The sequence below is a fragment of the Nesterenkonia muleiensis genome (genome assembly GCF_003600155.1).
GTDB classification, from domain to species: Bacteria; Actinomycetota; Actinomycetes; order Actinomycetales; family Micrococcaceae; genus Nesterenkonia; species Nesterenkonia muleiensis.
In genome coordinates this window covers 34,590-52,843 of record NZ_QWLD01000024.1, presented here as the reverse complement: position 1 = coordinate 52,843, position 18,254 = coordinate 34,590, and the positions used below count along the sequence as shown (strand labels likewise).

General features: G+C 65.2%; 17 protein-coding genes. 11 read left to right on the top strand and 6 right to left on the bottom strand.

The features are described 5' to 3' along the window. Entirely contained in the window at window positions 1-1,506 is a 1,506-nt protein-coding gene (locus DVO78_RS07710) for a sodium:solute symporter family protein (RefSeq protein WP_120004238.1), read from the bottom strand. Next, on the bottom strand, window positions 1,503-1,679 hold the full coding sequence (locus DVO78_RS17735; protein ID WP_202912127.1) for a hypothetical protein: 177 nt from the start codon (window positions 1,677-1,679) through the stop codon (window positions 1,503-1,505). The genes DVO78_RS07710 and DVO78_RS17735 overlap by 4 nt, the downstream gene beginning before the upstream one ends. A 67-nt stretch (window positions 1,680-1,746) precedes the next feature. Here DVO78_RS17735 and cutA point away from each other — a divergent pair, with 67 nt between their 5' ends. Then, window positions 1,747-2,130, top strand: coding sequence for a divalent-cation tolerance protein CutA (cutA, locus tag DVO78_RS07705; RefSeq protein WP_120004265.1), 384 nt, complete (start codon window positions 1,747-1,749; stop codon window positions 2,128-2,130). 50 nt (window positions 2,131-2,180) lie between these two features. On the opposite strand, the gene DVO78_RS07700 is transcribed toward cutA, so the two are convergent. Further along, window positions 2,181-3,863 carry a sodium:solute symporter family protein gene (locus DVO78_RS07700; protein WP_120004237.1) on the bottom strand — a complete coding sequence of 561 codons (1,683 nt, stop codon included), beginning with the start codon at window positions 3,861-3,863 and terminating at the stop codon, window positions 2,181-2,183. Continuing rightward, window positions 3,860-4,183, bottom strand: a complete 324-nt coding sequence (locus DVO78_RS07695; RefSeq protein ID WP_120004236.1) for a DUF4212 domain-containing protein — start codon at window positions 4,181-4,183, stop codon at window positions 3,860-3,862. Before DVO78_RS07695 ends, DVO78_RS07700 begins: the two co-directional genes overlap by 4 nt. Before the next feature lie 335 nt (window positions 4,184-4,518). Here DVO78_RS07695 and DVO78_RS07690 point away from each other — a divergent pair, with 335 nt between their 5' ends. The 5 genes from DVO78_RS07690 to DVO78_RS07670 are packed head-to-tail and all read left to right on the top strand — an operon-like array spanning window position 4,519 to window position 9,215. Then, complete coding sequence (locus DVO78_RS07690) at window positions 4,519-5,004, top strand: hypothetical protein (RefSeq protein ID WP_120004235.1); 486 nt, start codon at window positions 4,519-4,521, stop codon at window positions 5,002-5,004. Window positions 5,005-5,009: 5 nt separating this feature from the next. Next, window positions 5,010-5,366 carry a DUF485 domain-containing protein gene (locus tag DVO78_RS07685; RefSeq protein ID WP_120004234.1) on the top strand — a complete coding sequence of 119 codons (357 nt, stop codon included), beginning with the start codon at window positions 5,010-5,012 and terminating at the stop codon, window positions 5,364-5,366. Further along, a complete protein-coding gene (locus tag DVO78_RS07680; protein ID WP_120004233.1) occupies window positions 5,363-7,060 on the top strand; it encodes a sodium/solute symporter in 1,698 nt (565 codons plus the stop codon). Before DVO78_RS07685 ends, DVO78_RS07680 begins: the two co-directional genes overlap by 4 nt. Further along, window positions 7,050-8,405 (top strand): histidine kinase, encoded by a 1,356-nt coding sequence (locus DVO78_RS07675; RefSeq protein WP_120004232.1) that lies wholly within the window; start codon window positions 7,050-7,052, stop codon window positions 8,403-8,405. Before DVO78_RS07680 ends, DVO78_RS07675 begins: the two co-directional genes overlap by 11 nt. A 21-nt stretch (window positions 8,406-8,426) precedes the next feature. Beyond that, window positions 8,427-9,215: a LytR/AlgR family response regulator transcription factor gene (locus DVO78_RS07670; protein ID WP_120004231.1), complete on the top strand. Its 789-nt coding sequence runs from the start codon at window positions 8,427-8,429 to the stop codon at window positions 9,213-9,215. Window positions 9,216-9,233: 18 nt separating this feature from the next. Here DVO78_RS07670 and DVO78_RS07665 read toward each other — a convergent pair whose 3' ends face one another. Beyond that, on the bottom strand, window positions 9,234-9,866 hold the full coding sequence (locus DVO78_RS07665) for a winged helix-turn-helix domain-containing protein (RefSeq protein WP_120004230.1): 633 nt from the start codon (window positions 9,864-9,866) through the stop codon (window positions 9,234-9,236). Window positions 9,867-9,949: 83 nt separating this feature from the next. Between DVO78_RS07665 and DVO78_RS07660 the strand changes: the two genes are divergently transcribed. Both DVO78_RS07660 and DVO78_RS07655 read left to right on the top strand, forming a co-directional pair. Further along, a complete protein-coding gene (locus DVO78_RS07660) occupies window positions 9,950-11,218 on the top strand; it encodes an MFS transporter (RefSeq protein WP_120004229.1) in 1,269 nt (422 codons plus the stop codon). A gap of 182 nt (window positions 11,219-11,400) precedes the next feature. Beyond that, complete coding sequence (locus tag DVO78_RS07655; RefSeq protein ID WP_120004228.1) at window positions 11,401-12,231, top strand: aldo/keto reductase; 831 nt, start codon at window positions 11,401-11,403, stop codon at window positions 12,229-12,231. Between the two features lie 138 nt (window positions 12,232-12,369). Here the strand turns inward: DVO78_RS07655 and DVO78_RS07650 are convergent, their stop codons facing one another. After that, window positions 12,370-14,451: a BCCT family transporter gene (locus tag DVO78_RS07650; RefSeq protein ID WP_120004227.1), complete on the bottom strand. Its 2,082-nt coding sequence runs from the start codon at window positions 14,449-14,451 to the stop codon at window positions 12,370-12,372. 175 nt (window positions 14,452-14,626) lie between these two features. Here DVO78_RS07650 and DVO78_RS07645 point away from each other — a divergent pair, with 175 nt between their 5' ends. The 3 genes from DVO78_RS07645 (at window position 14,627) to DVO78_RS07635 (ending at window position 18,243) form a co-directional block, all read left to right on the top strand. After that, window positions 14,627-15,919, top strand: coding sequence for an endonuclease/exonuclease/phosphatase family protein (locus tag DVO78_RS07645; protein ID WP_157983922.1), 1,293 nt, complete (start codon window positions 14,627-14,629; stop codon window positions 15,917-15,919). Window positions 15,920-15,936: 17 nt separating this feature from the next. After that, entirely contained in the window at window positions 15,937-16,953 is a 1,017-nt protein-coding gene (locus DVO78_RS07640) for a hypothetical protein (RefSeq protein ID WP_120004225.1), read from the top strand. A gap of 249 nt (window positions 16,954-17,202) precedes the next feature. After that, window positions 17,203-18,243 (top strand): universal stress protein, encoded by a 1,041-nt coding sequence (locus tag DVO78_RS07635; protein ID WP_120004224.1) that lies wholly within the window; start codon window positions 17,203-17,205, stop codon window positions 18,241-18,243. The last annotated feature ends 11 nt before the right edge of the window (window positions 18,244-18,254 follow it).

Here is an 18,254-nt window from a genome sequence, read left to right as displayed (position 1 = left end):
CTAGGCTCGCCGGGCAGCAGCGCTGCGTGACGTCGCATCTGCCGCAGCAGGTGTGGCCGGGCGCCGTGAGGCGGTGATGAACTCATCCGCGTGCGCCCGCGGGGCGGAAGTGGCCAGGCTGACGCCCACGAACACCACCACAGCCACCACAAGTCCCCAGACCCCGCTGCCCTGGCCCAGCAGACGCTGCCCGCTGTACTCCAGGGCCAGCACCAGTGTTCCGGCCACCAGCACCGAGCTGATCACCCCGGCAGCTGTTCCGCGCCGCCAGAAGAACGCGCCGATGGTCGCTGGCACGATCACCAGCAGCCCGGCGGAGGCTGAGACGCTCAGCACCGCGATGAGGTCCAGCTGAAGGTGTGCGAACAGGTAGGCCAGTACGCCGACCACGGGTATCACCAGCTTGCCCACCAGCAGCTGGGTGCGCTCGGTGACCCCTTTGCGGGCGTTGACCACATCGCGGCTGATCATCGAGGACAGGGTCAGCATGATTGAGTCGATGGTGGAGATGCAGGCTGCCATGATGCCGACCATCACGATGATGGCCAGGGGTGTCGGCACCAGATCCGAGGCCAGCAGCGTCGGCGTCGCGCTGTCCGGCTCCTCCAGCCCCGGGAAGTGAATCCTCGCCGCAAACCCCCAGAACACGGCGACGAAGGTGTAGATGAGCCCGAAGACCAGAAAGCTGATCAGCATGCGGCGCAGGTCACCCAAGGAGCCGGGGGTGAACAGCCGCTGCGAGACCTGCGGGTTGGAGATTGAGAAGAAGATCCACGGCAGGGTCAGCGCCAAAAAGGTGCTGAACGTGAAGAAGCCATCACCCGGGACGCTCAGTGCACCCGGATAGTCGCTGCTCAGCGAGTCGAAGAAGCTGCCCAGACCGCCGAGCTGGCTGATCACGATGATCACCACCAGGGTGGCACCGAGGATCATCACCACCGCCTGCACCGAGTCAGTCCATGCCACCGAGCGCAGCCCGGCGATCATCGCGAAAGCCACCGCCAGCGCCAGCGCGATCAGGGTGCCGGCGGTGAAGCTGATGGCCCCGCCGGTCATTCCGGAGAGCAGATATCCCACCCCTGCCAACTGGACTGCGGCGTAGGGGAGCAGAAAGACGAAGGAGGCAAGCGCGGTCGTCGTGCCCGCTGCCTGTGACCGGTACCGGTGGCCGATCATCTCGCTGGGAGTCACGTAGCCGTAGGCCCTGCCGACCCGCCAGAAGCGCGGACCGAACACCAGCACCAGAGTCACCCCGCAGAGGTAGAGCAGCTCGAAGCCCAGCGCGCCCACTCCGCCGGTATAGGTCAATCCGGCCAGGCCGATCAGCATGAACGCCGAATAGGTGGTGGCCGAATAGCTCAGGCCGGAGACGAGGCCGCCCATCCGCCGCCCGCCCAAGAAGTAGTCGGACATATCGGCAGAACGTCCGGCGCGTGACCAGATGGCCGCCACCAGGGAGATCACCACGAAGATCGCGACCCCGGTCCAGACCCAGGCGGGGCTCATCGCTCATCCTCCCAGCTCAGCGAGACCACCACATTGACGGCGATCACCACCAGGGTGCCCGCCGTCCAGAACAGCAGACTGCCGTACCAGGCGTCCGCCTCGCGCAGCAGGGTATAGGGGACAATGAACATGGCCAGCATGATCACCGGCACGCTGGCCACCAGCCAGGTCATCCTGGATTTCTCACGGGGAGCTCGTCGCACTGGCCTAGGATACCGGCCTCGGGCAGACTGGGGAACTATGACGACGACGCGACCGCCGCTTCCGGAATTCATCACCGTCCAGACCACCACCGACTCCCCTGAGGAGGCCGAGCGCCTGGCCCAGGCCGCGGTGGAGCGCCGGCTGGCTGCCTGCGTGCAGATCTCTGAGATTCGTTCCCACTTCCGGTGGGCCGAGCCCGGGGGCGAAGCGCAGGTGGGCAATGAGCGGGAGTACCGCCTGGACCTCAAGACCACGGTCTCCGCAGTTCCTGCCCTGCACGAGTTCATTGAGCGGGAGCACGGCTATGCGGAGCCGGAGATCATCATGCTGCCGATCATCGGCGGCAGCGAGGGCTACCTGACCTGGGTCCGCTCCGAGACTGACTCTGCAGCCCCGACGACGCCCAGCGGCCCGGCCTGACATCTGCCAGACCGGGCCACTCGGTACTGCGTAGAAGGTGATGCGTGGAACTACAGCTTGCCGGCAGCCTCCAGCTGCTGCTTGGCCGGGTACCGGATCGACTCCACCATCTCCTGAACCTCCTCGCTGGGCGGGCGGGTCAGGTTCGAGACCACGATGGTGACAGTGAAGTTCACTGCGGCGCCGATGGTGCCGATCCCCTCCGGCGAGATGCCCAGGATATGCTCGTTGGCGGCTAGGCCGAAGAGCTCCAGCGTGTAGATCATATAGCCGCCGCTGAAGATCAGACCGGTGAGCATGCCTGCGGCGGCCCCCTTGGCGTTCGCCTTCTTCCAGAAGATCCCCAGAATCAGGATCGGGAAGAAGGTGGAGGCCGCCAGGCCGAAGGCGAAGGCCACCACCTGGGCCACGAAGGCCGGCGGGTTCAGGCCGGCGAAGATCGCCACCACCAGCGCACCAGCCATCGCTAGGCGCCCCACTAGCATCTGAGTCTTCTCAGTGGCCTTCTCCTTGGAGATCATCCGGTAGTAGATGTCGTGAGAGGCAGCTGAGGAGATCACCAGAAGCAGACCGGCTGCCGTGGAGAGGGCCGCGGCCATGCCGCCTGCGGCCATCAGCCCGATGATCGGAGCAGGCATGCCGCCGATCTCCGGGCTGGCCAGCACCAGGATGTCATTCGAGACGATCAGATCTGCCCCGGAGGCCGCGTTGTTGGAGACTGTCTGGATGACCCCGGACTCTTCGTTCAGCGTCACGTAGCCGCCCTCTGCCCACGGCGCGATCCAGGCCGGAAGGTCGTCTGCGGTGGCGCCCTCGGTCCCGCGCAGCAGGTTCAGCTTGGTGAATGCTCCCACTGCCGGGGCGGTGAGGTAGAGCAGCGAGATGAACAGCAGCGCCCAGAAAGCGGAGAAGCGGGCACCGCGGACCGTCTTGGTGGTGTAGAAGCGGATGATCACGTGTGGCAGACCTGCTGTGCCGATCATCAGCGATGCGGTGACCAGGAAGACATCGAGCTGCCCGCCGTCACGCCCGGCGAAGGCCTCGGTGAACCGGTCCAGTCCGAAGTCGATCCGCAGCTGATCCAGCTCTGCCAGAATGCTGCCGTAGGTCACCTGCGGAATCGGGAAACCACCGATCTGCTGGGAGACCGCGACCGCCGGAATCAGGTAGGCGGTGATCAGCACGATGTACTGAGCCACCTGGGTGTAGGTGATGCCCTTCATGCCGCCGAGCACCGAGTAGAAGAAGATCACCAGAGCGGCGACCACCACTGCCCATTCGGCGCTCAGCCCCAGGAAACGGGAGAAGACCACCCCGCCGCCGGTCATCTGCCCGACCACATACGTGAAGGAGATGACGATGGCGCAGATTGCCGCGATGACACGCACGCCGTCGCTGTAGCGGTCGCCGACGAACTCAGGAACGGTGAACTTGCCCCATTTGCGCAGGTAGGGGGCCAGCAGCAGGGCCAGCAGCACATAGCCGCCGGTCCAGCCCATCAGATACACCGAACCGTCGGAGCCCAGGAAGGCGATCATGCCCGCCATGCCGATGAAGCTGGCGGCAGACATCCAGTCCGCGGCTACTGCCGCGCCGTTGGCGATGGTGGGCACCCCACGCGAGGCGACGTAGAACTCCTTGGTCTCCTTCACCCGGGAGCGCCAGGCGATGACGATGTAGATCCCGAATGAGCTGATGAGGAAGAAAAAGGTCCAGAACTGCATTGAGCTCATTCCCGCTCACCCTTCCCGTTGCGCTCGGAGACGCCGAACTCGTCGTCGATCCGGTCCATCCACAGGGCGTAGACGAGGATGAGGACCACGAAGGTGTAGATGGATCCCTGCTGGGCGAACCACAGGCCCAGGGGGAAGCCCACAATCTCAATGGTGTTCAGCGGCTCGATCAGCAGAATGCCGAAGCCGAATGAGACGGTGAACCAGATGGCCAGCAGGACTATCATCAGCCTCAGGTTCTTCTTCCAGTAGCGTTGCCGCCAATCATTCTCCGCTGGCGGTGCTGCACCGGAAGAGCCCTCTTGTGTCGCGTCAGACATGTGCGACTCCTTTGCTCTGTACAGGGGCGATGGTCACATCTGTGCGTGTTTGCACAAATGCCTGAGCTAAGCCAACAACTATGTGACCTGTCTCACAAGGTGATCGAGGCAAGTGGCCGGTATGACTTGGCGAGTGGTCGGTCTAGGCCGGTGGGCGGTCATTTCGCTGTGATATACCGCACACCTGCTGAAATCAACCACTCATGTGTCCGGACCCTGCCGCTGGCGGGTCGTTCCCCCGGGTCGCCTGGTCTATGTGACGGGTATCACCGTACGATGAAGGAGTTGCGTCAAGAACCTGACCTGCAGTGTGAAAGACCGGAAGCGAGATCAGTATGACCACGACGTCGGCAGTTGAACAGAAGGGCTTGGCTGGGGTCTATGCCCGCCTCAAGGCAGGGAAGGCGCACGGCTGGGGTGTATTCCATATGGGAAGCTGGCCGATGATGATCGGTGGGATGATGATGATCATCTCTGCGTTTCTGCCCTGGGTCTATGTCACGCTGACCCAGGAGATCATCGGTGAGGCCTTCGTGCTGCGCGGCACAGATGGCCCTGGCGTGATGACTCTGGCTGTGGGCTGTCTCTCCTTCGCCGGCGCCTTCATCCCCTGGCGGCGATTGGCTATTGCCCACGCTGCCGTCCCGGGTCTTCTGGTGGCGGGCATCTGCCTGCTGCAGGCGTGGAACCTCCTCGCCGGCAATATGAACACCCAGTGGGGGTCTTTCCTGCCGGGGATGGGTCTGGTGCTCGCCGCCGGCGGAGCGGTGGTCCTGACCAAGGCGTCGTGGACCATGTATAAGCGCTGGCCCGTCACCTGAGTGAGGTGACACTTTCACCGCAGGACGACGGCGAGGTCCGCGACACCCCGGCCGAAGTGGATGCTGCCTTTCGTACTCAGCGCAGGGTGGCGGTGACCTATTTTGTGGTCTTCCTGGCCGTGGTGGCCGCATTCCCAGTGCTGGATATGACTCTGGAGTGGTGGCTGGAGTCGAGGCTTGTCGGCAATCTCAGCCCCGGGTTCCTGTCGGTGGCTGCCGGTCTCTTCGTGATCTTCGCCGGGATCGGCATCGCCGCTGCCACGCTGAGCTCCAGCGTGGAGCACCGCATGCTCGGTTCCCAGGGCGACGCGGAGCCCGATGCCGAAGACCATGACTTCAGGCGTGAAGGTCGGCGCCCATGACCACCACTGCCATCATCACGCTGGTCGCTGTGCTGGTGATCGTGTTGGGTGTCTCGATGATTACCCGGCCGCGGCATTCGTCCACCGTCGACTTCTATCTGGCCGGGCAGAGAGTGGGTGTGGCCACCAACTCCTGGGCCATCTGCGGCGACTACCTCTCTGCGGCGAGCTTCCTGGGCGTGGCGGCAGCGGTCTATGTCTCCGGGCTCGACGGCGCCTGGTACGCGGTGGGATTCGCGGCCGGCTTCGTGCCGGTGCTGCTGCTGGTGGCCGCCCCGCTGCGCCGCTATGGGGAGTTCTCGCTGGCCGACTTCCTGGGTCGGCGGCTGCGCTCGGATGCGGTCCGGCTGCATTCGGTGGGGGTGGTCCAGCTGGTGATCCTCTGCTACTTGATCCCGCAGTCGGTGGGCGGCGGCATCACCTGGGAGCTGCTGGTCGGCCACGGGCTGTTCGGCTTCAGCCCCTATGCCACCGGTGTGCTGCTCTCCACTGCGGTGATCGCTGTGGTGGTCGCCTTCGGCGGTATGCGCGGCACCACCTGGAACCAGGCGGTGCAGTTCATGCTGCTGCTGGCCGCGCTGCTCTGGCTGGCTGCGGTGGTCAGTGCCGATGGGTTCCACTACGGTGAGGCCGTTGAGACGCTGAACAGCCAGCCGCTGGTCAATCCCGAGTATGTGGACGGCAGCTGGGAGATGACAGAAGAGCGCAATGCCGCCTCCCCGGACCAGCCGGCGGTCTTCGGTGAGCCTGGCGCTCGCTACGGACAGCTGGGTCAGGTGGCGCTGGTGGTGACCCTGGGCATGGGAACCGCTGGGCTGCCGCATGTGATGAACCGCTATTTCACCGCGCCCACCGGACGGGCGGCTCGCACCACCACGGTATGGGTGCTGATGCTGGTGGGCATCTTCTACGCCCTGGCAGTCATGCTGGGCACTGCTGCCCGGGACCTCATCCCCGGTGCAGTCAGCGAGCACCCGTGGTTGCAGGAGCTCACCGTTGACGGGGTGCTGCGGGTGCCGGAGCATGCACTGCCGGTGCTGGGCCGGATCTACGGGGACCAGGCAGGACTGGGGCTGATCGCTGCCGCGGCGCTGATCGCGGCGATGTCCACCGTCGCCGGGCTGCTGCTGGCCTCGGCCACCAGCTGGGGGCACGATGTCTATGAGCGCCATATCAACCCCCGTGCCACCCAGCGGCAGGCGGTATGGGTCGGCCGTCTCTTCACCCTGGCCGCCGCCGCTGCCGCCGCTGGACTGGCCATTGCGCTGAGCCCGGATGCCTTCACCCCGGCGATGCCCTCACTGGTGGCCACTATGGTCACCTGGGCCTTCGCCATCGCCGGCTCGGCGCTGACCCCGGTGATTGTTCTGGCCATCTGGTGGCGCCGCACCACTGCCACCGGCGCTCTGGCGGGAATGATGACCGGAGCAGCCGGGGCCATTGCGATGTTCCTCACCGCCAGCTTCATGGAAGCCTCCACGCTGCGCGAGCTGCTGGCCGCCCCCACCCTGGTGGCTGCACCTGCGGCCATCCTGGTCACGATCCTGGTCTCCCTGGGCACCCGGGCGCCGGAGGGCGTGGAGGCCGACTGGGCGATCATGCACGGCACTGCCGCCGACCGGCATGCTGAGCGGATGGCCCAGCTGACCCTGCGTGAGCGTCGGAGCAGAAAGGAGCGCGGCGGTGCGCGGTAGTGTGGTCCTGGCAGCAGCGGTGCTGAGCATCTGGGCAGTCGTCTACGTGGTGACCCAGCTGCTGGTCGCCCCCGCCCTCCCGGTGCTGCCGACTGTGGGGATCGGGGTTCTCATCACCGTGGTGACTGTCATCGGCTACCCCTCTGCCCTCCGTGGGCCGCGCGCGGTCGGAGGCCTGCTTCCGAGCCGCCGCAGCGAGCCCCACCAGCACTCCCGCAGCGACCACCCCGACCACGGCGTACGCGATCTGGCTGTGCGCTCGATCCCGCTGCGCTCCGGCCTGACCCAGGATGCGGCCCGGCGCACCTGCGAGCTGCTGCGCCCCATGCTCTCCGGCGATGCCGTCTCCATCACCGACACTGAGAACATCCTGGCCTATATCGGCCCGGGAGAGGACCACCACGTCTCCGGCGGCGCCATGCAGACAGTCGCCGCCCCCCGCGCGGTGAGGAAGGGTAAGACAGTGGTGGTCCGGGACAAGGCGGGGGTGGGTTGCCGCAGGTCAGACTGCGCGGTGATCTCTGCTGTGGTCGCCCCGCTGCGCATTGGACAGCGCGTGGTCGGCACGCTGGGTGTCTACCAGGCCACCACCGCAGCACCGACCAGACAGCTGGTGGAGGACATGGCCAATATGCTCAGCCTGCATCTGGAGCTGGCGGAGCTCGACCGTGAGAAGCAGCTGGCCGCCAGTGCCCGACTGGACGCACTGCGCGCCCAGATCAACCCGCACTTTCTGTTCAACATCCTCAACACCATTGCCTCCAAGGCCCGTACGCGGCCCGAAGAGGCGAGGGAGCTGCTGCTGCGGCTCTCCGAGTTCTTCCGCTATGCGGTGCGTCAGGAGGGTCATCTGGCGGAGTTCGCCCAGGAGTACTTCTTTGTGCGCACCTATCTGTCCCTGGAGCAGGCCAGGTTCGGCGACCGGCTGCAGGTCCGCTACGACATCGATCCCCAGGTGCTTACCTCGCGGGTGCCGGTGCTGACCATCCAGCCGCTGGTGGAGAATGCGGTCAAGCACGGCATCGGGGCCAAGAAAGAGGGTGGCACTGTCCGGCTCCGGGCCCGGGTCGATCCGCTGACCCGCACGACGCTGATCCGGGTCTCCGACGACGGTGCGGGGATGGATCCTGAGGTGCTCGCCAGGCTCACTGCGGGGCGTGAGGACATCGGCGATCACGCCGAGTCGGTGCTCACCGGCCCGGACAGCTCCGGCGGGCATGCCGGGGTGGGGCTGAAGAACATCTCCGAGAGGCTCGACTCGCTGTTCGGCAATCGCTACGACCTGTCGATCTCCACCCCGAAGTCCGGCGGCACGGTCGTGGAGCTGAGGATCCCGCTGCGGTGAACTCTCCGTATACTGTGAGCTGTGACGCCCCGCGCCCTTATCGTCGACGACGAGTCACCAGCCCGCGAGGAGCTTCGTTACCTCTTGGAGGATGCTCCTGGAGACCTCAACGTCCAGGTGGTCGGAGAGGCCACCAATGGCGAGGAGGCCCTGGTGCTTCTGCGCTCGCTGGACTACGACTTGGTGTTCCTGGATATTCGCATGCCCGGGCTGACCGGGCTGGAGGTCGCTGAGCAGCTGCGCGAGCTGCCCAAGCAGCCCAAGGTCATCTTCACCACCGCCTATCCTGATTATGCGGTGGAGGCCTTCGACCTGGCGGCAGCCGACTACCTGGTCAAGCCCTTCGACGCCGAGCGCCTGGCGCGGGCGGTGGAGCGGGCTCTGGGCTCAGGCTCCTCCGCCCAGACGCAGGAGGCGGGAGCCGACGACGGCGCCGAGGCCGCTCCGGCCCGGGACAGCTCACCGCCTGACCGTGAGCGTCTGGTGCGGATCCCGGTTCAGCGCGATGGCCGCACCGTGCTGGTCGAGGGGGACGCCATCGTCTACGCGGCGGCTGCCCGCGGCTACTCCTCGCTCAAGCTGGCTGAGGACAAGGTGCTGGTCTCCTTCTCGCTCAACGAGCTGGAGCGCCGGCTGCACGGGCACTTCTGCCGGGTGCACCGCTCCTACCTGGTGAACCTGCGGTATGTGCGGGAGCTGGTGCCGGACTTCCGCGGGCACCTGGTCCTGGTCATGAACGACCGGCAGCGTTCCCGGGTGGAGGTCTCGCGCAGGCATGCCCGGGAGCTGCGCCAGCGCCTGGGCGTGTGATCTCCGGAGACCGCCCAGTCAGTCCTGGTCGGGATCCTGCAGCGGGAAGGCGCTGATATAGAGGCGGACGCGGCGGTCACCCTGACCTTCGCCCTCCGTTTCCACGCGGCCTTTCGCGGCGTCGGTGTGCTTGTCGATCACCTGCATCAGTTCCGTGATCATGGCGTGTGATTCGGATGAGGTCATGGTGGCGGTGGATGAGCTCATCAGTGAGGCGTGCATCCATTCCTCAGGTTCGGAGCCCATGCGGCTGAGCCACCCGCGGAGCGCTTCACTGCGCTCATGGAGCTGATGCTCCATCAGGGTGTCCAGTGCGGGGCGATTGGCCGGGTCCTGGAAGGTCGCGGCCCGGCGCACGGAGAAGCCCATGGGCTTCCACCAGCGTTCCCGGCCGGTGCCCTTCTCGGTGTCCTCGCTGACCAGACCGTGCTTCTCCAGCTGCCTGAGGTGGTAGCTGGTCTGTCCGGTGCTTTCGCCGAGATGGGTGGCCAGGGTGGTGGCGGTCGCCGAGCCGCGGTCGTTCAAGTAGGTGAACATGGCCATGCGCAGCGGATGGGCGAAGGCCTTCATGGCCTTGGTGTCCATCTGCAGCTCGGCTTCTCCCGGCAGGGTCTCGTATTTTTCTTCGCCCGAGGGCTTGCGCTCATTCATTTACAGAGATACCTTTGCACATTAACAATTGCAGAGAAAACTCTGCATAACTCTCTCGGGAACAGTCTACGGAGGAAAACGTCATGCCGCACACAGCAGAGGCAGAGCCGGTCGCATACGACCCCGAGGAGAAGGAGAAGCTGGGGACCCGCTTCCACGTTCATCTCTCCAGCGTGGCGTCGGCCAATCTGGCTGACGGCGTCCTGGCGGTGGGGGTGCCGCTGGTGGCTGTCACCCTGACTCGCTCCCCGCAGGAGATCTCACTGATCAGTGCTTTCCTCTGGCTGCCGTGGCTGCTGTTCGGGATCCTGGCCGGCGTCGTCGTCGACCGTACCGACCGCAGAAGGGTCCGGATGCTGGGACTGGGCATCCGTGTGGTGCTGCTGGCGGCTCTGGCACTGATGGCCATCACCGGGCAGCTGAGCATCTGGGTTCTGATCGTCTTCGTGGGGCTCTATGGGGTGACCCAGGTCTTCGTGGATCTGGCCGGGACCTCGATGATCCCCCAGGTGGCGCCCCGTTCGAGGCTGGCGACGGCGAACAGCAGGGTGATGGCAGCAGACACGGTCTTCCAGAACTTCGTGGGTGGGCCAGTGGCAGCGGTGCTCGTGGTGCTCGGAGCAGGATGGCTCTTCGGGGTGCCCGCCATGATCTGTCTGGCCACACTGCTTCTGCTGGCCTTCGGGCTCCGTGGGAACTACACAGTGGAGAAGAAGGAGAAGACCACCTCCTTGGCCGATCTCAAAGACGGCTTCGCAGTGATGATCCGGCACCGGGTGCTGCGCCCGGTCATCGCCATGTCCGCTGTGGCCAATTTCGCCAGCACCGCCTACTTCTCGGTGTTCATTCTCTGGGTGGTCGGTCCGGGCTCTGCGGTGGGGATGCAGGAGAGGCACTTTCCGCTGCTGCTGCTGGCTGTGGCTGCAGGCGCGGTGATCGGTTCCTTCTGCATCGACGTCATGAAGCGCTGGGTCTCCGAGGTGCCGCTGATGATGTGGGCCTGGGTGGTGCAGTTTCCGGTGCTGGTGGTGCCGGTGATCTGGCCCAGTGTGCCGGCGATCAGTGCAGCGCTGTTCGTCACCGGATTCGCCAATATGACCGGCAATGTCATTTCCGCGACCATCCGGCAGAAGGTTGTCGCCAAGGGGATGCTCGGCCGCATCGGCGGATCCGCCAGCACCCTCGCCTACGGGCTGATGCCGCTGGGAGCCATCACCGGGGGATTGGTGGGTGAGCATCTGGGATTGCCGGTGGTGTTCATCGGTGCCACTGTGGTGATGATGCTGTCGTTGATCTACCCCCTGGTCACGCTCAGCCAGCGCCTGGTGGATCAGATGGAGGTTCAGGAATAGCTCGGTGGGGCACCGAGCGCTGAGTGGGGCGCGGAATGCGCCGGAACCTAGTTGAGTTGATCACCTATGGAGGCCCGCGTCTAGGCATGCACCTTTAGGCGTGAAGGCCGCTGCCGCCGCACGCGGCCGAGAGGCGTGCGGGGTCCCCCCGCCGCCGGAACCAGAACTGTTGAAAGGTCATCATGACAGCAGTGCCCACTGTGAGGCTCAACGACGGCAGCGCCATTCCTCAGCTGGGTTTCGGCGTCTGGCAGGTTCCCGCTGACCAGACCGAGGAAGCCGTCGCCAAGGCTCTCGAGACCGGCTACCGGCATATCGACACCGCAGCCGTCTACCGCAATGAGGAGGGAGTCGGCGCGGCGATCGCACGGTCTGGCATCCCGCGGGACGAGCTCTATGTCACCACCAAGCTCTGGGTCTCAGATTTCAAGCAGGGCGGGACCAAGCAGGCTCTGGAGACTTCGCTGGGCAAGCTCGGCTTAGACGCTGTGGATCTCTACCTCATCCACTGGCCGGCCCCCGCTGACGAGCTGTACCTCGAGGCGTGGAAGGCGCTGGAGGAACTACGGGCTGAGGGCAAGACCCGGTCCATCGGCGTCTCGAACTTCCTGCCCGAGCACCTGGACCGGGTGGCAGAGGTCGGCTCGGTCACTCCGGCGGTGAATCAGGTGGAGGTCCACCCCGCGCTGCAGCAGCGGAGGGTTCAGGATGCCAACAACAAGTACGGCGTCGCCACCCAGGCGTGGAGCCCGCTGGCCCAGGGCGCGGTCTTTGGGGACCAGCCGATCCTCGACGCCGCCCACGCTCATGGGGTGACCCCCGCCCAGGTGATCATTCGCTGGCACCTACAGCGCGGACGGATCCTGTTCCCCAAATCCGTGACGCCCTCCCGGATTGAGGAGAACTTCGACGTCTTCGGGTTTGACCTCTCCGACGCCGAGCTGGAAGCCATCGACGCCCTCGACCGCAATGAGCGCACCGGAGCGGATCCGGCCACCTTCAACCCCTCTTAGGAGGCAATCGCCGACGCGATGTTGGCACTTTCACAGCGGTGAGCCACGCAGGTGCCGAGAACGCCCCGGCGGTCCCCGGTCAGCATGGTGGAGCCCCGGCCCGGTGAGACGCCGGGCCGGGGCTCCACACCGTTGGGGCTAGGTGCCGGCGTCGTCGTTCTTCTGGGGATCCACCACGGGAACGGTTCCGGTCACGGTTTCGGTGAAGAACTGTTCGGATTGGTAGTTCCACCCGGAGTTGGACTCAGCGAACTCCGGAGTCTCGAACACCTCCCCACTGATCGGATCCTGGTAGGCGGCGTCCTCGTCGAGGCCGATGGTGCCGGTGGCTGCGTCCACAGAGGTCGCGCTGGCCGGGACGTCCTGAACGGCGAAGACCAGCTTGTCCCCGGTGAAGCTTCCGCTGGGCTGGGCGCTGTCTTCGGTTCGTGGCGGCAGACCCACGAACGTGGCCGAGGTCCCGCCGAGCACACCCCGCAGTGCCTGGCCCTGCGAGGCGAGGATCTCGCGCAGGCTGCGCTGCACCGCGGGAGCCTCAGCTGTGCCGGCGGCCTCCCGGGCAGCACCGACCAGCGCCGCTTTGGAGGCCTGCGGCCGGATTCGGACATAGCGCGGCATGGTCCTGCTCTCGTACTGCAGCATGCGAATCATGGCCAGTACCGCGAGGACCAGCACAATCGACAGCGGGGCTGCGGCTGCGATGGAGCTGACCTGCAGCACACGCAGCGCGGCATCGGCCGCCTCACCAGCGGCAGTCAGCAGCACGATGGCTGCCAGGCCCTCCAACAGAGCCCAGAACACCCGAGTCAGCCGCGGGGTCTCGGCGCGCCCTCCGTTGGCGAGGATGTCGATCACCAGGGAGGCGGAGTCCGAGGAGGTGATGAAGAAGATGGTGATCACCACAATGGACAGCACTGCCATGATCGAGGTCAGTGGCAGCTGCTCCAGGAGCATAAACAGCGAGCCGTCGGTGGAGACTCCGCCGTCCTCATCCACCATGATGCCGTCCCTGATCTGGTAGTAGATCCCGGAGGAGCCGAAGATGGAGAACCAGATGATGCCCACCACAGTGGGGGCCAGCAGAACGCCGAAGACGAACTCACGGATGGTGCGGCCGCGGGAGATGCGCGCGATGAACATGCCCACGAACGGTGCCCAGCTCATCCACCACCCCCAGTAGTAGATGGTCCAGTCTGCGGACCAGCTGGTGTCACCGCCGGCGTAGAGCGCATCAGTCTCGAACATCAGCTGTGGGAAGGCCATGGCATATTCACCGGTGTTGGAGATCAGCGACTGGACCAGGAAGAGTGTGGGACCGGCCAGAAGCACGAAGATTGCCAGGATCGCGGCGAGCATCATGTTGATGTTCGAGAGCCACTTGAGGCCTTTGTGCACACCGGAGACCACCGAGAATATGGCGATGGCTGTGATGAAGATGACCAGCCAGATCAGTACTGTGCTGCCGCCCTCGGTCCAGCCCATGAATCCGAGTCCGGCAACGATCTGCTGGACGCCGAGGCCGAGTGAGGTGACCACGCCGAACATGGTGCCGACGATGGCAATGACATCGATGACGTGCCCGACCCAGCTTTCGATCAGTCTGCGTCCGAAAACCGGTTCCAGCAGCCAGCGCATCGAGAGCGGACGCCCGCGCCGGAAGGTCATATAGGCCAGGCCGAGTCCGACCACCACATAGATGGCCCATGCGTGCAGGCCCCAGTGGAAGAGCGTCTGCCCGATGGCGCTGCTGGCCAGTTCCGACTCGGTGGCCAGCACTGTCTCACCACTGGCATCGACGCCGACTTCACCACTGGTCTCAGGCGGGTTGACCAGGTGGTTCAGAGGCTCGGCCACGCCCCAGAACACCAGCCCGATGCCCATACCCGCGGAGAACAGCATGGTGAACCAGGAGACCAGGGAAAACTCCGGTTTTTCATCGTCCCGGCCCAGCCGGATGCTGCCGGCCCGGGAGAGTCCCGCCCACAGGGCGAAGACCACGAAGCCGGTGCAGATGAGAATGTACCACCAGCCAACACCGTTGGTGATGGCGGTGTTCAGGTCTTCGAAGGCCTCCGCCCCGTGGACTCGGCCGAACCAGGTGGCAAAGATGAGCGCACCGACGATGATGAGTACCGCAGGGATGAAGACCGGCTTGTGGAGGCCTTTCCAGACAGCCTTTGGTGACCAGTGCTTCAGTTCAGCTTCTGGCTGCGAAGCCATGAAGTCCTCCTCGAAAGCGAGTGAAATGTACGTGTTTACCGTCCCACCATATACATCTCACGGTGATTACACCTTGATAACTGTTCGTCCTGAGGGCATCAGAGGCTTGGCTGTTCGCCGAGTTCCGGTTACCGTGGAAGACATGCCCACAGGCCTACTTAAGCCTGCGCGCCGGATGAGAATGAGGGATGTCGCTAGGCCCGGGGCCGCACTGGCCTTCGCTGCCGGCCTGTCCCTCATAGTTATTCCCGCAGCGCAGTCCACTACCTCAGCTCAAGGTGCTGGAGCTGCTGGGGTCACCGAGACCGTGACCCCTCTTTCGCTGTACCCTGCGCCTGGGCAGCCCACTCCCTCCGAGCCAGAAGCTGAGGTCTCCACCTCAGTGGTCCCGAAAGATGAGGACGATCTGAGGGTTGCCACTCTCCACGCCGACGTCACTGCTGACTCCGAGGCGGAGCAGCCGGTGGAGAATCTGATCAACTCCCTTCGCACCGGGAACCATACCCAGTCCCGCGCAGTGGCGCAGACGGTGCAGATCAACGACCCTGATGTGGTGATCTTGACCGGGGTGACCTATGACGAGCAGCAGCAGATCGCAGAAGAGCTGGGTGGATACCTCTCCGCCGGTCAGCACACCGAAACTGGGCTGGACTATCCGTATGTGTTCACCGCGCCCACCAACTCAGGCCGGGAATCCGGGGTGGATCTTGACGGCGATGGCACTATCGGCGGGGCCGGAGACGCTATCGGGTACGGCGAATACTCCGGTCAGTACGGCACCGTGATCTTCTCCAGGTACCCGATCCTGGAGGATCAGGTGCGCACTTTCCAGAACTTTTTGTGGAGCGATCTGCCGGAGAGTTCCATGCCGGAGGGTCGCTTTTCGGATCTGGAGTCCTCGGTGCTCCGGTTGAACGAGACCAGTCTCTGGGACGTGCCGGTGGAGGTAGACGGCCAGAAGATCCACGTGGTGACCACCTCGGTGGCCGCTCCGCCCGATGATGCCGATCCTGACCGGGGAGACGATATCCGGCGGGTGGTGGCCGACTACGTCTCTGGCCATGCGTGGTATCTCTATGACGACGACGGCGAGACCGCTTCGCTGTTGCCGGGAACCCCTTTCGTGGTGGCTGGCGTTCCCGCTGCTGAGGGTTCCTCGGCGGAGGATCTCGCGGTGCTCCTTGACTCCCCGGTGCTCCAGGACACCGAACCGCAGGCTGTGACCGAGGTGCCGATTGCCGAGCGCCCCGGTTCCCAAGGCGAGCCTGAGGCGGTGGCCACGCGGCAGATCGCCGGTGAGCCGGACCGCCGGGCCTCTTTCGTTCTGCCCTCTGCCGCATTGGAGGTCAGCGGGTCGGGCGTGTTCTGGCCCGGTGAGGGGGAACACGGTTATGAGGTGGTGAACCCTGATTCGTCCTACAGCCTTGACGACCGCCTCGTGTGGGTCGACCTGACGATCGGCCGCTGACCACCTAGACTCGCCCTATGGCTTCGACCAATCTTGTGCCCTTTGCCGGCGGTAATGCTCTGGCTGATTCCTCCGGCGGGAACCGCTCTGCGGTGAAGAAGCAGCAGAAGCGTGCCGCCAAGAAGAAGCCCGTGATCCGCAGCGCTGCCACCGGATTCCTCGCCGCGAAGTCAATCTCTGTGGTCTCCCGCCAGGCCTTCAGGGAGGATGGGACCCTCACCCCCTCGGCCGAGACCTGGCTCACCCGTGCGGTCACTGTGCAGCGGCCCATTGTGCTGGCGAATCTGCGCCGACTGCGCAAAGCCCACCCCACTCTGACCAATCGGCAGCTGGCCATGCAGTTGGACAAGGAGTTCACCCGCTCGATGACCGGAGGTGGGGTCATTATCGGTGCCACCGCCGCCGTTCCCGGGGTCGGCACCGTCACCTCGTTGGGACTCTCAGCAGTGGCGACCGGCAGTTTCCTGGAGATCTGCGCCCTCTACGCGCAGTCAGTGGCTGAGCTCTCCGGCATCAGCACCGAAGACCCGCAGCGGGCCAAGCTGCTGGTCATGGGGGTCATGCTCGGCGATGAAGGCCGCCGGTTGCTCGGTGAGCTCTCCGCACAGGCGGATGGCCGCGGCGTCGGACCTATCGGCTCGATCGTGCCGATGAGCAGTCTTGCCTCCAGCTCCGCCGGGGCATCCACGATGGCCAGTCTGGTCAGTCAGCAGATGAAGAAGCAGTTCGTCCGCCGCTTCTTCATCCGCCAGGGGACATCCATGTTCGCTCGTGCGGTGCCCTTCGGGATCGGGGCGGTCGTCGGCGGTGTCGGCAACCGGGTGCTTGCTCGTCAGATCACCACTGCTGCGCGTAAGACCTTCGGTGAGCTTCCCGAAGAGACTCCCTCTGCTCTGGTCGAGGACTTCAGGCGAGGGCTGGAGCGGGAGAGTCAGCGCGCTGAGCGCAAAGAGCGCCGGGTCAAGAAGAAGCACCTCAAAGCTGCCACTAAGCAGACGAGGAAAGAGCACAAGCAGCTGGGCTCAGCCGAGTAGCGGGGTCAGCCAAAGGGGGGGCGTGTGTGAGCCTGGTCGTGGAGTGTGCGCACCATGCGCCCACCGCCGTGACCAACGCGTGGGGCCGGCAGCCGCGCAAACGCGGTCGAGAGCCGAGCGGGGCTTGTGTCCGCCGGCAGGACTAACGCTGTGATGGCTGGCACAAGCCAGCCGAGAGCCGAGCGGGGCTTGTGCCCGCCGGCAGGACTAACGCTGTACCATGTGGACACACCCGACTGAGGAGGCTCCATGATGACCCAGCACGGACCCGGCGTCGTTGCCGGAGTGGACGGTTCCGAACAGTCTCTGCGGGCCACTCACTGGGCTGCGGCAGAGGCTCATCGGCGTGAGCTCCCGCTCACCGTGGTCACCGCCTATTCGATCCCAGCGTTCGCCGCCTCCTCAATGGACGGGGGCTACGCGATGATGGACGACTCGTCACTGCGGGCAGGTGCTGAGAAGGTGATCGACGAGGCCAAGCAGTTTCTGCGGGACTATCCAGGTCAGGTCGACTACCGCATCGAATCCGGCGACCCCGCCGCCGTTCTTCTCGAATACTCTGAGAGTGCAGATGTGCTGGTGGTCGGTTCGCGCGGCCGCGGCGGCTTCCTTGGCCGACTGCTGGGTTCGGTCTCCTCGGCCTTGCCCGCGCATGCCAAATGCCCCACTGTCCTGGTGCCGCTGAAGTTCTCCTCCAAGCAGGAGAACGCAGTGACGACTGCCACTGGTGCCATCCCTATTGTGTCAGCGGCAGAGGAGCCTGGTGCTGCGGTGCCGGCATCGCTGATCGAAGAGGGTGCCCACCCCCTCCGTACGCAGGACAAGCGGCCGGTTGTCGCCGGGGTGGACGGTTCTGACTATGGACGCGTGGCTGCGCTCATCGCCGCCCAGGAAGCCTCTGAGCGGGGCGTCCAGCTTCGACTGGTCTGCGCGCTGCCTCCGCTGGGCTCCACCCTGGTGTGGATCCCCACCCATATTGAGGACTCCGACGCCTTGGCTGAGCTCCAGGAGAAGCTCAAGGCCGGCCGGCTGTGGCTCAACAGCCACTACCCGGAGGTGGACATTGATGCTGAGGTGATCGACGGCACCGCTGTGGACGTGCTGGTCGAGGAGACCCGCGGGGCACAGCTGACGGTACTGGGCACTCGCGGCCGAGGCGGCTTTGCCGGGATGCTGCTGGGCTCTACCTCCCAGGGGGTTCTCCAGCACGCCGAGGGTCCGCTGATGGTGGTTCCAGAAGGGGACGATGAGCGCATTGAGAACCGCCCCGACTTCGGCCCCGTGCTGTAGAACTTCTCACC

Coding starts and splice junctions, on each gene's coding strand:
- DVO78_RS07710 (WP_120004238.1), bottom strand. CDS start 1,506: ATGAGCCCCGCCTGGGTCTGGACCGGGGTCGCGATCTTCGTGGTGATC.
- DVO78_RS17735 (WP_202912127.1), bottom strand. CDS start 1,679: ATGACCTGGCTGGTGGCCAGCGTGCCGGTGATCATGCTGGCCATGTTC.
- cutA (WP_120004265.1), top strand. CDS start 1,747: ATGACGACGACGCGACCGCCGCTTCCGGAATTCATCACCGTCCAGACC.
- DVO78_RS07700 (WP_120004237.1), bottom strand. CDS start 3,863: ATGAGCTCAATGCAGTTCTGGACCTTTTTCTTCCTCATCAGCTCATTC.
- DVO78_RS07695 (WP_120004236.1), bottom strand. CDS start 4,183: ATGTCTGACGCGACACAAGAGGGCTCTTCCGGTGCAGCACCGCCAGCG.
- DVO78_RS07690 (WP_120004235.1), top strand. CDS start 4,519: ATGACCACGACGTCGGCAGTTGAACAGAAGGGCTTGGCTGGGGTCTAT.
- DVO78_RS07680 (WP_120004233.1), top strand. CDS start 5,363: ATGACCACCACTGCCATCATCACGCTGGTCGCTGTGCTGGTGATCGTG.
- DVO78_RS07665 (WP_120004230.1), bottom strand. CDS start 9,866: ATGAATGAGCGCAAGCCCTCGGGCGAAGAAAAATACGAGACCCTGCCG.
- DVO78_RS07660 (WP_120004229.1), top strand. CDS start 9,950: ATGCCGCACACAGCAGAGGCAGAGCCGGTCGCATACGACCCCGAGGAG.
- DVO78_RS07655 (WP_120004228.1), top strand. CDS start 11,401: ATGACAGCAGTGCCCACTGTGAGGCTCAACGACGGCAGCGCCATTCCT.
- DVO78_RS07650 (WP_120004227.1), bottom strand. CDS start 14,451: ATGGCTTCGCAGCCAGAAGCTGAACTGAAGCACTGGTCACCAAAGGCT.
- DVO78_RS07645 (WP_157983922.1), top strand. CDS start 14,627: ATGAGAATGAGGGATGTCGCTAGGCCCGGGGCCGCACTGGCCTTCGCT.
- DVO78_RS07640 (WP_120004225.1), top strand. CDS start 15,937: ATGGCTTCGACCAATCTTGTGCCCTTTGCCGGCGGTAATGCTCTGGCT.
- DVO78_RS07635 (WP_120004224.1), top strand. CDS start 17,203: ATGATGACCCAGCACGGACCCGGCGTCGTTGCCGGAGTGGACGGTTCC.